12 protein-coding genes are annotated in these 13,152 nt (G+C 57.7%); 7 read left to right on the top strand and 5 right to left on the bottom strand.

Annotated features, from left to right (window positions below; translation table 11 throughout):
* The first annotated feature begins 12 nt into the window (after positions 1-12).
* Positions 13-762 (top strand): DeoR/GlpR family DNA-binding transcription regulator, encoded by a 750-nt coding sequence (locus CMQ96_RS25205; protein WP_098067514.1) that lies wholly within the window; start codon positions 13-15, stop codon positions 760-762.
* A gap of 132 nt (positions 763-894) precedes the next feature.
* On the opposite strand, the gene metF is transcribed toward CMQ96_RS25205, so the two are convergent.
* Together metF and CMQ96_RS25195 are read right to left on the bottom strand one after the other, a co-directional pair.
* Positions 895-1,782, bottom strand: a complete 888-nt coding sequence (gene metF, locus CMQ96_RS25200) for a methylenetetrahydrofolate reductase (RefSeq protein ID WP_004870579.1) — start codon at positions 1,780-1,782, stop codon at positions 895-897.
* Positions 1,783-1,948: 166 nt separating this feature from the next.
* Positions 1,949-2,854, bottom strand: a complete 906-nt coding sequence (locus CMQ96_RS25195; RefSeq protein ID WP_098067513.1) for a LysR family transcriptional regulator — start codon at positions 2,852-2,854, stop codon at positions 1,949-1,951.
* Positions 2,855-2,945: 91 nt separating this feature from the next.
* On the opposite strand from CMQ96_RS25195, the gene CMQ96_RS25190 reads away from it, so the two are divergent.
* Complete coding sequence (locus CMQ96_RS25190) at positions 2,946-3,317, top strand: carboxymuconolactone decarboxylase family protein (protein ID WP_004870583.1); 372 nt, start codon at positions 2,946-2,948, stop codon at positions 3,315-3,317.
* A gap of 39 nt (positions 3,318-3,356) precedes the next feature.
* Here the strand turns inward: CMQ96_RS25190 and CMQ96_RS25185 are convergent, their stop codons facing one another.
* Together CMQ96_RS25185 and metB are read right to left on the bottom strand one after the other, a co-directional pair.
* Complete coding sequence (locus CMQ96_RS25185) at positions 3,357-5,789, bottom strand: bifunctional aspartate kinase/homoserine dehydrogenase II (protein WP_004870585.1); 2,433 nt, start codon at positions 5,787-5,789, stop codon at positions 3,357-3,359.
* 2 nt (positions 5,790-5,791) lie between these two features.
* On the bottom strand, positions 5,792-6,952 hold the full coding sequence (metB, locus tag CMQ96_RS25180) for a cystathionine gamma-synthase (RefSeq protein ID WP_004127265.1): 1,161 nt from the start codon (positions 6,950-6,952) through the stop codon (positions 5,792-5,794).
* Between the two features lie 266 nt (positions 6,953-7,218).
* Here metB and metJ point away from each other — a divergent pair, with 266 nt between their 5' ends.
* A complete protein-coding gene (metJ, locus tag CMQ96_RS25175; protein ID WP_004107547.1) occupies positions 7,219-7,536 on the top strand; it encodes a met regulon transcriptional regulator MetJ in 318 nt (105 codons plus the stop codon).
* Positions 7,537-7,630: 94 nt separating this feature from the next.
* Here the strand turns inward: metJ and rpmE are convergent, their stop codons facing one another.
* Positions 7,631-7,846 carry a 50S ribosomal protein L31 gene (rpmE, locus tag CMQ96_RS25170; protein WP_004107543.1) on the bottom strand — a complete coding sequence of 72 codons (216 nt, stop codon included), beginning with the start codon at positions 7,844-7,846 and terminating at the stop codon, positions 7,631-7,633.
* A gap of 241 nt (positions 7,847-8,087) precedes the next feature.
* Here rpmE and priA point away from each other — a divergent pair, with 241 nt between their 5' ends.
* The 4 genes from priA to hslV all read left to right on the top strand — a co-directional run bounded on the left by priA (position 8,088) and on the right by hslV (position 13,150).
* The gene (gene priA, locus CMQ96_RS25165; protein WP_024360575.1) at positions 8,088-10,283 is read left to right on the top strand and encodes a primosomal protein N'; all 2,196 of its coding nucleotides are present in this window, start codon (positions 8,088-8,090) and stop codon (positions 10,281-10,283) included.
* Between the two features lie 150 nt (positions 10,284-10,433).
* The gene (cytR, locus tag CMQ96_RS25160) at positions 10,434-11,462 is read left to right on the top strand and encodes a DNA-binding transcriptional regulator CytR (protein ID WP_004127258.1); all 1,029 of its coding nucleotides are present in this window, start codon (positions 10,434-10,436) and stop codon (positions 11,460-11,462) included.
* A gap of 91 nt (positions 11,463-11,553) precedes the next feature.
* On the top strand, positions 11,554-12,528 hold the full coding sequence (gene ftsN, locus CMQ96_RS25155) for a cell division protein FtsN (RefSeq protein ID WP_071830616.1): 975 nt from the start codon (positions 11,554-11,556) through the stop codon (positions 12,526-12,528).
* A 91-nt stretch (positions 12,529-12,619) separates the two neighbouring features.
* Positions 12,620-13,150 (top strand): ATP-dependent protease subunit HslV, encoded by a 531-nt coding sequence (gene hslV, locus CMQ96_RS25150; RefSeq protein WP_004127251.1) that lies wholly within the window; start codon positions 12,620-12,622, stop codon positions 13,148-13,150.
* Positions 13,151-13,152: the final 2 nt, after the last annotated feature.

Here is a 13,152-nt window from a genome sequence, read left to right as displayed (position 1 = left end):
TCAGATCGAAGAATGAGCATTTACGCCATTCTGCAACAGGACAAAAAAGTCGTCGTTAATGAACTCGCCGACAAGTTCGGCGTCACCAAAATGACCATCCGTCGCGACCTCTCTTTCTTTGAAAAACAAGGCATTGTAAAAACAACCTACGGCGGAGCCTATTTAACCAGCGGCGCCAGCGTCGAGCCCAGCTTTCAGCTAAAATCGATACAAATGGTCGATGATAAGCACCTGATTGGCCAGAAAGCCGCCGGGCAGGTTGAGGACGGCGACACGATCATTATCGACTGTGGCACCACGCCACTGGCGCTCGCCCAGTTTATTTTCGATAAAAAAATCATGGTGATAACCAACTCCGTTCCGGTAGTTAATCTACTGAAAGGAAGAAAAAATATAAAATTGATCGTGGCGCCTGGCGAATATGAAGATGACAGCCAGGGGTTGATCTCTTTCAGCACCGCCGACTTCTTTCGTCATATCCACGCCGACAAGGTTTTCCTCAGTACTCAAGGCGTCAACGAACTCGGTGAGTTAACGGTACCCAAAATGACCGACGCCCACGTCAAGCAAGCGCTGATGCGCGCCGGGCGGCAAAAAATCCTGCTGGCGGACAGAAGTAAATTTGGTCAAACGTTCCTTGCGGGCCATGGTCGTCTGGCCGACTTTGACCTCGTTATCAGCCAGACCGGCCTGCCCCCTGATACCCTTTCTCTGATGAAGACGCAAAACGTACCGCTGCTGCTGGCTGATAGACACCTCTGATTGCTCAGGCGCCTGGTTTTATCGATCGTACAAGTGTTTCAGCAGGATGCTTTTAAGGAATAACCAGAACACGCGGCGCCGAATAATATGCTTCGACGCCGCAAAGAAAAGAGAGAATAGAAGGAAGCCTGCTTACGCCGGGCGCACGCCCAGCGTGTGGCAAATCGCGTAGCTCATTTCCGCGCGGTTCAGGGTATAGAAGTGGAAATCCTTCACCCCTTCGCGGCTTAGAATCTTCACCATATCCATGGCGATATTCGCCCCTACCAACTGGCGGGTTTCGGCGTCATTGTCCAGACCTTCAAACATTTTCGCCATCCACGTCGGGATACGCACGTTGGTCATATCGGCGAATTTTTTCGCCTGCTTAAAATTAGAGACCGGCAGAATGCCCGGAATAATTTCGACGTCGATACCTGCGGAGACGCAGCGGTCGCGGAAACGCAGGTAGCTTTCCACATCAAAGAAAAACTGGGTAATCGCGCGATTGGCGCCGGCGTCGACCTTGCGCTTCAGATTAAGCAGGTCAGCCTGCGCGCTTTTAGCTTCAGGATGGACTTCCGGATAAGCCGCGACGGAAATATCAAAGTCCCCAACCTCTTTCAGCAGCGTGACCAGGTCGACCGCATACATATCCGGCTTACCGCTCCCCGGCGGCAGGTCGCCACGCAGCGCAACGATATGGCGAATCCCGCTATCCCAGTAATCTTTGGCAATGGTACGCAGCTCATCACGGCTGGCATCGATACAGGTCAGATGCGGCGCGGCTTCCAGACCAGTACGATCTTTAATGCCTTTGATAATGCTATGGGTGCGATCACGTTCACCGGAGTTGGCGCCGTAGGTCACGGAGACAAACTTCGGCTTCAGGCTGCTCAGGCGATCGATGGATTTCCAGAGGGTTTGCTCCATTTCACTGGTGCGCGGCGGAAAGAATTCAAAAGAGACGTTAATCTGGCCCTGTACTTCCGCCAGGCTCTGATTCAGGGCTTCCCGCTGATTGGCGTGAAAAAAGCTCATACCTTACCTCATCAATCGCATTTTATTGTTTGTTGTGTCGCGAACTTCTATACGTTTAGACGTCCAGATGTAAAAATGACGGAAAAGAGCACCGGCGTCAATAGAAAAATCAGCGTAAACAGTGAGGAATATTCAGACAAGATGAAATTAATTCAAGTCGCATTCGCTAAGGTAATGATTTTTCAAGGACTGCTATCACCCTTTCCCGTAACCCCTCATTTGCGGGCATTGTGACCACGCCCAGCCTAAGCGGAAGCTGCTGGCTGGCATCACGCAGAGAACAAAAAACCACCCCCTGACGCTGGATAGCGGAAAATGATGCCGGCAGGAGGATCATGCCTTCTCCGCGCGCAATGCGCGCCAGCAGAACATCATGCTCGGCGGGCTCCTCCACGTAAGCGGGCGAATAGCCTGCCCGATCAAAAATACGTCGCGTATAGTCAAAAAAATCGGGATTACGCTCGCGTCTAAACCAGAACAGCGGCCGATGATTGAGCGCGCTTAACGCCAGGTCCGCCGTGGCGGCCTCCGGCCAGGATGCGGGTAACGCAGCGATGAGCGGCTCCTGGTAAGACAAAGGATGCAGGTGAAGCCCCTCGGTATTCAGCGGCAGCGCCACCAGCGCCGCATCCAGCTTGCCCTTTCGCACCAGCCGGGCCAGCGCCGGTGATGACTGACGAGTGATATGCAAAGCGCCGGTCTGTTCCCCCAGAGCGGATTCCGCGGCGGCGAAAACGCCCTGTTCAAAGGCCGTCGTCAGCCCCAGTCGCAGAAGCTGCTGCGCAGGCGCCGAGAGCTGGCTCAGCGCCGCCAGGGTGTGCTCCTGAAGCGCCAGCAGCGGCCGAACGATGTCCAGCACCCGTCTTCCCTCGTCGGTAAGGATCAGGCCTTTGGTATGGCGTAAAAACAGCGTCACCCCTAGCTGCGTTTCCAGATGACGAATATGGCGGCTCAGCGGCGGCTGCGAGATAAAGAGCCGCTCTGCGGCCCGGCTGATGTTATTCTCCTCCGCCACCACGGCAAAGTAGCGCAGCAGGCGAATATCGAGGGTATGTAAGCGTGAATTTGTCATGCTTAAAAGGTATCACGAAAAGGGTATTACTCAAGTCCGCTAAACTTCCCTAACCTTCCTCGTAACGCATAATCACACCGAGGAATAGGCTATGAGCAGCGAACGTTATACCACCGGACAAGAAATGCTACAGCGCGTGGACGGCAAAGGCGGCGATGCCGTCGTCAACAGCCTGAAGGATATCGCCCCCGATTTCGCCCGCTATCTGATTGAGTTCCCCTTCGGCGATATTTACGCCAGGCCGGGACTCGATTTACGCAGTCGTGAAATAGCCACCATCGCCGCGCTCACGGCGCTCGGCAACGCCGCGCCGCAGCTAAAAGTGCATATTGCCGCCGGGTTAAATGTCGGGCTGACGCAGGAAGAGATTACGGAAGTTATCATGCAGATGGCGGTCTATGCCGGATTCCCGGCGGCTCTGAACGGTCTGTTTGCCGCCAAAGACGTTTTCGCGGCGCACTAGAGCGGAAAGACCAGGCGTCGCCTGGTCTTGTATTTATGGCTACAGCAGCTGCGCCAGGCGGTTGATATCCGACTGAATCGCCCCGGCGGTCACATCGCGACCGGCGCCCGGACCGCGGATCACCAGCGGATTATCGCGATACCAGCGGCTCTCAATGGCAAAGACGTTATCACACGGCAGCAGCGCCGCCAGCGGGTGCTCTTCGCGCACCGCTTCCACGCCGACGCGGGCTTTACCATTGGCGTCAAAACGCGCGACGTAGCGCAGCACCAGGCCCATCTCGCGCGCCGCTTCCAGACGCTGCAGCATCTGGTCGTTCAGCGCTTCACCGTTCTCGAAGAAGTGATCAACAGAGCCCTCTTCGCAGTGGGCCGGCACCAGGGACTCCACGCGCACCTGATCCGGTTCGATGTCGTAACCCGCCTCACGTGCCAGAATCACCAGCTTACGCATAACGTCTTTCCCGGAGAGATCGACGCGCGGGTCCGGCTCCGTCAGTCCTTGTTGCCAGGCCTGATCGACCAGGTCAGTAAACGGCACGGTACCGTCAAACTGCAGGAACAGCCATGAGAGGGTGCCGGAGAAAATACCGCTCAGCGCCAGAATGGTATCGCCGCTATCAATCAAATCGCGCACCGTGTGGTTGACCGGTAAACCGGCGCCGACGGTGGCGTTGTACAGCCAGTGGCGCCCGGTCTTCTCGAACGCGTCGTGGATCTGGCGATACTTACTGCTGCTACTGGCGCCAGCCAGCTTATTCGCGCTGATAACGTGGAAGCCGTGGCTGGCGAAATCCAGGTACTGGTCGGCCAGCTGCGCGCTGGCGGTCACGTCCAGCACCACAAGATCATCGTACGGATGCGCGCGCATCCACAGGAACAGCGACTCTTCATCCTGTTCAATCGCTTCATCATTAAAGAACGCCAGCGCACGACTGGCGTCGAGGCCTTCATAATTGAGCAGGCTGCGGCGGCTATCCACGACCCCGGCAAGAATAAATTCAAAACCGGTACGAGCGGAGAGCGTCGTCTGCTCGCGAGCGAACAACTCCAGCCAGCGGGAGCCGATATTGCCTTTGCCAAACAGCACCAGGCCAATGCGTTTTTCCGCGCGGAACAACGACTGATGCAGCCCCTGAATAAGGCTTTCCGTCGGCCCGGCGCGCAGCACCGCGACCAGGCTGATGCCCTCTTCTGATTGCCAGGTAAACTCTACCGGCTGGCCTTTCAGCTGCTGCCAGAAACGGTGGCAGTGCAGCGGATTACGGGTCACGCCAGCGCCAACCATCGCCACCAGCGCCAGCTTCTGACGCAGACGCAGCTCGCCCGGCAGCCCCGCTTCGTCCAGCAGCTTCAGCGCGCTGTCGGCCACTTCAGAGGTGTAGCAGAACTGCAGCAGCTTACGGTCGGCGTGTACGCCAACCGCCAGCGGCCGCAGCTGGGCGCGTTTTAAAATGGCGTCCAGCTCTTTATGCGCCAGTTTGAAATCCTGACCGCCGGGCACCTGGAACTCAATCAGGCAAACATCGTCATGGCTGGTGACGATGCGCGCCCCGGTACCGGAAGCCAGCACGCGTTCGATGCGCGTAGAGCCCTGATCCGGGGTGTAGCTACAGCGTAATTGTAAATCGATATCGCTGCCGGAGACCGGCTGCAGCGTACGGGCATGCAGCACCGGCGCCGCCAGGCGGGCCAGCTCGCTGGCTTCATCCAGGCGCAGCAGCGGCAGCAGGCAGGCGTCTTTCACTTTCCGCGGATCCGCGCTGTAAACCCCGGCTACGTCGCTCCAGATAGTGACGCGAGACGCCCCGGCCAGCGCGCCGATTTGGGTGGCGGAATAATCAGAACCATTACGCCCCAGCAGAACGGTTTCCCCGGCGTTGTTACGCGAGATAAAGCCGGTCACCACCAGGCGTTTGTTCGGGTGCTGCGCCATCAGCTGCTGCAAAAGCGGATAGGAGAGGCCTTCATCCACCTGCGGCTGCGGGGAGCGCTCGGCGCGTAAGAAGCTACGCGCATCCAGCCAGGCGGCCTCTACGCCGAGATGGTTCAGCACCGCCGCCATCAGGCGGGCCGACCAGACTTCGCCGTGACCGACGACTTCGGCATATACCGCGTCAGTGACGCCGCCATCCAGTAGCCCGGCAAGACGCTCAAGATCCTGAATAAACGTGGCGATCAGCGTATCGGCAGCGTCTGGCGACAGCAGTCCAGAAATGAGATCCATCTGATAACGACGGAGCGATTGTTGCACCTGATGCGCAGAGAGGCGATCGGTCTGGCTGAGCTTCAGCCAGCTGATCAACTGGTTGGTGGTACTGCCGGCGGCAGAGACGACCATCATATCGCCCGCCTGCGAATACTCCGTCATGATACCCGCGACGCGCAGGTAACATTTCGCATCCGCTAAACTACTCCCACCAAATTTGTGCAGCTGACGACCCTTCGCCCCTGCCTGCGCAATCACACTCATGTTTATTCCTCGTTTGCTGCCCGGAAGCCATTTTCCAGGTCGGCAATTAAATCTTCACCATCTTCAATACCGGTCGAAATCCGCAGAAGCGTTTCTGAGATCCCGGCGGCCGCACGCGCTTCAGGCGCCATGCCCGCATGGGTCATCGTCGCGGCGTGGGAAATCAGACTTTCCACGCCGCCCAGCGATTCCGCCAGCGTAAACAGCGATAGCCCGCTCAGGAAACGACGCAGCGTCTGCTCATCGCCATCCAGCTCGAAGCTTAACATCGCCCCAAAACCTTTTTGCTGACGCGCCGCAATCTCATGCCCCTGGTTTTCCGGCAGGGACGGATGGTACAGTTTTTTCACCAGCGGCTGGGTTTTCAGATAGTCGACAATCGCCAGCGCGTTGCGCTGAGCCACTTCCATACGCGGAGAGAGTGTACGTAAGCCGCGCAGCAGCAGATAGCTATCAAACGCTCCGCCGGTGACGCCGATATTATTCGCCCACCATGCCAGTTCGGTGACGGTCGCCGGATCTTTGGCGATAACCACCCCGGCCACCACATCAGAGTGGCCGTTCAGATATTTGGTGCATGAATGCAACACCAGATCGGCCCCCAGCGCCAGCGGATTCTGCAAAGCCGGGCTCAGGAAGGTGTTATCCACCACGCTGACCGCTCCGGCCTCACGCGCCAGACCGCAGATTTTCGCAATATCCACAACTCTCAGCAATGGATTACTTGGGCTTTCGACCAGAACCAGCTTCGGTTTTTCCGCCAGCGCGGCGCTCAGCGCCTGTTCGTCGTTTTGATCGACAAACAGCACGCGATAGCAGCCGCGCTTCGCCAGGCTATCAAACAGGCGGTAGCTGCCGCCGTAGCAGTCGTGCGGCGCCACCAGCAGATCGCCCGGCTTCAGGAATACGGTGGTGACCAGCAAAATGGCCGACATGCCGGTGTTGGTCAGAACCGCCCCCGCGCCGCCCTCCAGCTCCGCCAGCGCGCGCTGCACCACATCACGGGTCGGGTTACCGCGACGAGAATAGTCGTGGGCGCGAGGTTCGTTAAATCCGGTGAAGTTATAGGTGCTGGAGAGATGAATGGGCGGGACAACGCAACCGTACTGCTCGTCGTCATTTAAACCGCTACGCACTGCGATGGTGGCCTGTTTACGCGTCATGTTGGGGAGTTCCTGGGCTGAGTCGGTGAAAAGTCAGGCACCAGAGTAATCATTGTTATAATAGACGTCAATACATCTGGACATCTAAACTTCTTTGCGTATAGATTGAGCAAACTGGAAATAGCCGTTAAAATTATATGCATTAGCGCACATCCGTAGCGGCTTGTTTGGTGTCAGACGCGCCCCTCTACGGTAAACTACGCGTAATTATGGCCAGGACTCGCGTTCAGGCCCTTAACTAATGAATAGAGGATTAAAGGTAACTCATGGCTGAATGGAGCGGCGAATATATCAGCCCATACGCTGAGCACGGTAAGAAGAGTGAGCAAGTAAAGAAAATTACGGTTTCCATTCCTCTGAAGGTGTTAAAAATCCTCACCGATGAACGCACGCGTCGTCAGGTGAATAACCTGCGTCACGCGACCAACAGCGAACTGCTGTGCGAAGCGTTCCTGCATGCCTTTACCGGTCAACCGTTGCCTAACGATGAAGACCTGCGTAAAGAGCGCAGCGATGAAATCCCGGAAGCGGCGAAAGAGATTATGCGCGAGCTGGGCATCGACCCGGATACGTGGGAATACTAAAACCATAAAAAAAAGCAGAAGAAATCTTCTGCTTTTTTTGCGCGGTTGCGCGCGAGAGACAAAAAAGCCGCCCTGAGGCGGCTTCTTCAGCAAATTACTTGCTGGTACCCGGTACGCTGAAGCGCTTGTTGAAGCGGTCAACACGACCACCGGTAGCAACATCACGCTGTTTGCCAGTGTAGAACGGGTGGCATTTACCGCACACGTCGAGGTTCAGGTCGTGACCTACGGTAGAACGGATTTTCATGACGTTACCGCAAGAGCAGGAAGCAGTAACTTCTTCGTATTTCGGATGAATATCTTTTTTCATGGGAGAACCTCAGTTAAGGCCGCGTCGCTCTTCCAGCCCTAACGCCAGACACCACGCGATGTTAATAATTTCCCGGTGCGATTGCGCAAAGCGAAATTGCCGGGTAATAGATTTTGATGCCGCACAAAGCGCATCAAAGGCGGCGAATCATACAGAATTTGACCAGCATATGCAAACTGATCCGCGAGCCCTTATCACAATGTGTATACTAAGCCGCCAGATTTCAAGTCAGGAAGATTAAATGCCCGTCGCTCACGTTGCCCTGCCCGTTCCGCTGCCCCGCACTTTTGACTATTTGCTGCCTGACGGCATGCCGGTCAAAGCGGGCTGTCGCGTGCGCGTCCCGTTCGGCAAACAGGAGCGGATAGGTATCGTAACGGCGGTCAGTGAGCGCAGCGAACTGCCGCTCGACGAACTCAAGCCGGTGGCTGAAGTCCTCGACGCCGAGCCGGTCTTCTCCTCTTCGGTCTGGCGGCTGCTGCTGTGGGCGGCGGACTACTACCATCATCCCATCGGCGATGTGCTGTTTCACGCGCTACCGATCATGCTGCGCCAGGGGAAACCCGCCAGCGCGGCGCCAATGTGGTACTGGTTTGCCACCGAACAGGGGCAAGCGGTTGATATCAATAGCCTTAAGCGCTCACCGAAACAGCAGCAGGCGCTGGCGGCGCTGCGTCAGGGGAAGATCTGGCGCCATCAGGTCGCCGAACTGGAATTTAACGACGCCGCCCTGCAGGCGCTGAGGGGTAAAGGCCTGGCGGAACTGGCCAGCGAAGCGCCGGCCATCACCGACTGGCGCGCAGGCTTCTCGGTACCCGGCGAGCGCCTGCGTCTTAACACCGAACAGGCCACCGCCGTGGGCGCGATCCACAGCGCCTCGGACAGCTTTTCCGCCTGGCTGCTGGCCGGGATCACCGGCTCGGGCAAAACGGAAGTGTATCTAAGCGTCCTTGAAAACGTGCTGGCACAGGGTCGCCAGGCGCTGGTGATGGTGCCGGAAATCGGCCTGACGCCGCAGACTATCGCGCGTTTCCGCCACCGTTTTAACGCCCCGGTGGAAGTGCTGCACTCCGGGCTGAACGACAGCGAACGCCTCTCCGCGTGGCTAAAAGCCAAAAATGGCGAAGCGGCGATTGTGATCGGTACCCGCTCGTCGCTGTTTACCCCGTTTAAAGACCTCGGTGTGATCGTTATCGACGAAGAGCACGACAGCTCTTACAAACAGCAGGAGGGCTGGCGCTATCACGCTCGCGATCTGGCGGTCTGGCGCGCCCATAGCGAGCAAATCCCGATTATCCTCGGCTCGGCGACCCCGGCGCTGGAGACGCTCTATAACGTCCGCCAGGGCAAGTATCGCCAGCTGAAGCTGACCAAACGAGCGGGCAACGCGCGTCCGGCTCAGCAGCACGTCCTGGATTTAAAAGGCCAGCAGCTGCAGGCCGGATTGTCTCCGGCGCTGATTGGCCGTATGCGCCAGCATCTGCAGGCCGATAACCAAGTGATTCTGTTTTTGAACCGTCGCGGCTTCGCGCCGGCGCTGCTGTGTCACGACTGCGGCTGGATAGCGGAGTGTCCGCGCTGCGACAGCTACTACACGCTGCACCAGGCCCAGCATCATCTGCGCTGCCACCACTGCGACAGCCAGCGCCCGATTCCGCGCCAGTGCCCCTCCTGCGGTTCGACGCATCTGGTACCGGTCGGTTTGGGGACCGAACAGCTTGAGCAGGCCCTGGGACCGCTGTTTCCCGATATCCCGATTTCCCGAATTGACCGCGATACCACCAGCCGCAAAGGCGCGCTTGAACAATATCTTGCCGACGTCAACCGCGGCGGCGCGCGCATTCTTATCGGCACCCAAATGCTGGCGAAGGGGCACCACTTCCCGGATGTCACCCTGGTTTCCCTGCTGGACGTCGATGGCGCGCTGTTTTCCGCCGATTTCCGCTCGGCGGAACGCTTCGCTCAGCTCTACACCCAGGTTTCAGGCCGCGCAGGCCGGGCGGGCAAACAAGGCGAGGTGATCCTGCAGACCCACCACCCGGAGCACCCGTTACTGCAAACGCTGCTTTATAAAGGATACGACGCGTTTGCCGGGGAGGCGCTGGCGGAACGGCAGAGCATGCAGCTGCCGCCGTGGACCAGCCACGTGCTGATTCGCGCCGAAGATCATAACAACCAGCAGGCGCCGCTTTTTTTACAGCAGCTGCGCAATCTGCTGCAGGCCAGCCCGCTGGCCGATAAGAAACTGTGGGTGCTCGGGCCGGTTCCGGCGCTGGCGCCAAAGCGCGGCGGCCGCTGGCGCTGGCAAATTCTCCTCCAGCATCCGTCGCGCGTTCAGCTGCAGCATATCGTCAGCGGAACGCTGGCGTTGATTAACACGCTGCCGGAAGCGCGAAAAGTGAAATGGGTTCTGGACGTCGATCCTATTGAAGGTTAAGGCTTCTCTTGCGAGGCGGATCGAAAAATTCAACCGTCATCACGTTTTTCATGAAAATTCTGTAACTCTCTGGATGTACTATCTGTTAAAAATGTTGCTGATGTCAGAACGCCAGGGATGTGTCTGCGCCAGTCAGCGAGGAGAAATCAGGTGAAGCCCAAAAAACAGGTCGTTGCCGCCACTATGAAAGACGTTGCCCAAAAGGCAAACGTTTCCACGGCAACCGTATCCCGAGCGTTAATGAACCCCGATAAGGTTTCGCAGAGCACCCGTAACCGGGTTGAGCAGGCCGCGCTTGAAGTCGGCTATTTACCGCAATCGCTCGGGCGCAATATGAAGCGCAACGAGTCGCGCACCATCCTGGTGATTGTGCCGGATATCTGCGACCCCTTCTTCAGCGAGATCATTCGCGGTATTGAAGTCACCGCCGCGGAGCAAGAGTACCTGGTGCTGATCGGCGATTGCGCCCACCAGAACCGTCAGGAAAAGACCTTTATCGACCTGATCATTACCAAGCAGATCGATGGCATGCTGCTGCTGGGCTCCCGATTACCCTTCGATGCGGGCGTGGAAGAGCAGCGCAATCTGCCGCCGATGGTGATGGCCAATGAATTCGCTCCCGAGCTGGAGCTGCCGACGGTCCATATCGATAACCTCACCGCCGCGTTTAACGCCGTGAACTATCTGCACGAGTTGGGGCACCGCCGTATCGGCTGTATCGCCGGCCCGGAAGAGATGCCGCTGTGCCATTACCGCCTGCAGGGCTATGTCCAAGCGCTGCGTCGCAGCGGGATAACCGTCGATCCGCACTATATCGCCCGCGGCAACTTTACCTATGAAGCCGGCGCCAGCGCGCTGGAACAGCTGCTGGCGCTGCCGGTACCGCCGACGGCTATTTTCTGCCATAGCGATATTATGGCGCTGGGCGCATTATCGCTGGCGAAGCGTCGCGGCCTGAAAGTTCCTGAAGATCTGTCTATTATTGGTTTTGATAACATCTCTTTGTCTGAATTTTGCGATCCGCCATTGACGACCGTCGCGCAACCACGTTTTGATATTGGCCGCGAAGCGATGCTGCTTTTGCTGGACCAACTGCACGGTCATAACGTCAGCAGCGGTTCACGATTACTTGACTGCGAGCTTATCGTTCGCGGCAGTACGCGCAAAATCCGAACATAACCACCAGGCTTTCGGGCCTGCTCTTCTGGTCAAAGCCCCGCCGCTTAAGTAACATGGCGGGCTGAAAAACGAATAAGACAGCGAAACGATAGTGGCACAACGAGATTATGTACGCCGCAGCCAACCGGCTTCTTCGCGGCGCAAAAAGAGCAATACGCGAAGCTCAAGGAACAAACAAGGCGGCCTTTCGGCGGTTTCACCGACTATGGTGGCCATCGCCGCGGCAGTGCTGGTGGCCTTTATCGGTGGACTGTACTTCATCACTCACCATAAGAAAGAAGAAGCTGAAGCGCTGCAGAACCGCCAGGCCGCGGGCAACGGCCTGCCGCCGAAGCCGGAAGAGCGTTGGCGCTATATTAAAGAGCTGGAAAGCCGTCAGCCCGGGGTACGCGCGCCTACGGAACCCACGGCGGGCGGCGAAGTCATGAAGCCGGAGCAGCTGACGGACGAGCAGCGCCAGCTGCTGGCGCAGATGCAGGCCGATATGCGTCAGCAGCCCACGCAGCTGACCGAAGTGCCGTGGAATGAACAAACCCCGGCGCAGCGCCAGCAAACCTTGCAGCGTCAGCGTTTAGCTCAGCAGCAGGTACAGCAACAGCAGCTCGCGCAGGCCCAGCAGCAGACGCAGGTACAGCAACCGCGAACCCAGCCGCGGGTCGTCGAGCAGCCGAAGCCGGTACAACAGCAGCCGAGGCAGACGGCGTCTAATCAGCAGCCGTACCAGGACCTGCTGCAAACGCCAGCGCATACCAGTACCGCGCAGCCTAAAGCCCAGGCCGCCGCGCCGGTAACCCGCGTAGAAGAAGCGCCGAAAACCGCCGCGACGGAGAAAAAAGACGATCGCAGCTGGATGATCCAGTGCGGCTCCTTTAAAGGCGCTGAGCAGGCGGAAACCGTGCGCGCGCAGCTGGCGTTTGAAGGCTTCGCCTCGCACATCACCACCAATAACGGCTGGAATCGCGTGGTGATTGGGCCGCTGAAAGGCAAAGAAAACGCCAGCAATATGATTGAACGGCTGAAAATGGCCGGACACGCAAACTGCATTCGTCTCGCCGCCAGGGGTTGAAACCCTCAAAATCCCCCCCATCTATAATTGCATTCTGCCCCGCGTAAACCGCGGGGCCCCTATTCCGCTTTTGCAACCAAGGGGTCTGCTCGTGACTACAATTGTAAGTGTTCGCCGTAACGGCCATGTCGTTATTGCCGGTGATGGCCAGGCCACGCTGGGCAACACCGTAATGAAAGGCAACGTGAAAAAAGTGCGCCGCCTGTATAACGACAAAGTGATTGCCGGCTTTGCGGGCGGCACCGCTGACGCCTTCACGCTGTTCGAACTGTTTGAACGTAAGCTGGAAATGCATCAGGGCCACCTGGTAAAGGCCGCCGTTGAGCTGGCGAAAGACTGGCGTACCGACCGGATGCTGCGCAAGCTCGAAGCGCTGCTAGCGGTGGCTGACGAAAACGCCTCGCTCATCATCACCGGTAACGGCGACGTGGTGCAGCCAGAAAACGATTTGATTGCTATCGGCTCCGGCGGTCCCTACGCCCAAGCCGCGGCTCGCGCCCTGCTGGAAAATACCGATATGGGCGCACGCGATATCGCAGAGAAAGCGTTGAGTATTGCAGGTGATATCTGCATTTATACCAACCACTTCCATACCATCGAAGAATTGACCTCCAAAGCGTAAGG

It is taken from the genome of Klebsiella sp. MBT K-1 (genome assembly GCF_002556465.1).
Classification (GTDB): domain Bacteria; phylum Pseudomonadota; class Gammaproteobacteria; order Enterobacterales; family Enterobacteriaceae; genus Klebsiella; species Klebsiella grimontii.
Note: the sequence above shows the minus strand (reverse complement) of the source record. Positions and strands in the feature narration are given on the sequence as shown.

Coding starts and splice junctions, on each gene's coding strand:
- CMQ96_RS25205 (WP_098067514.1), top strand. CDS start 13: ATGAGCATTTACGCCATTCTGCAACAGGACAAAAAAGTCGTCGTTAAT.
- metF (WP_004870579.1), bottom strand. CDS start 1,782: ATGAGCTTTTTTCACGCCAATCAGCGGGAAGCCCTGAATCAGAGCCTG.
- CMQ96_RS25195 (WP_098067513.1), bottom strand. CDS start 2,854: ATGACAAATTCACGCTTACATACCCTCGATATTCGCCTGCTGCGCTAC.
- CMQ96_RS25190 (WP_004870583.1), top strand. CDS start 2,946: ATGAGCAGCGAACGTTATACCACCGGACAAGAAATGCTACAGCGCGTG.
- CMQ96_RS25185 (WP_004870585.1), bottom strand. CDS start 5,789: ATGAGTGTGATTGCGCAGGCAGGGGCGAAGGGTCGTCAGCTGCACAAA.
- metB (WP_004127265.1), bottom strand. CDS start 6,952: ATGACGCGTAAACAGGCCACCATCGCAGTGCGTAGCGGTTTAAATGAC.
- metJ (WP_004107547.1), top strand. CDS start 7,219: ATGGCTGAATGGAGCGGCGAATATATCAGCCCATACGCTGAGCACGGT.
- rpmE (WP_004107543.1), bottom strand. CDS start 7,846: ATGAAAAAAGATATTCATCCGAAATACGAAGAAGTTACTGCTTCCTGC.
- priA (WP_024360575.1), top strand. CDS start 8,088: ATGCCCGTCGCTCACGTTGCCCTGCCCGTTCCGCTGCCCCGCACTTTT.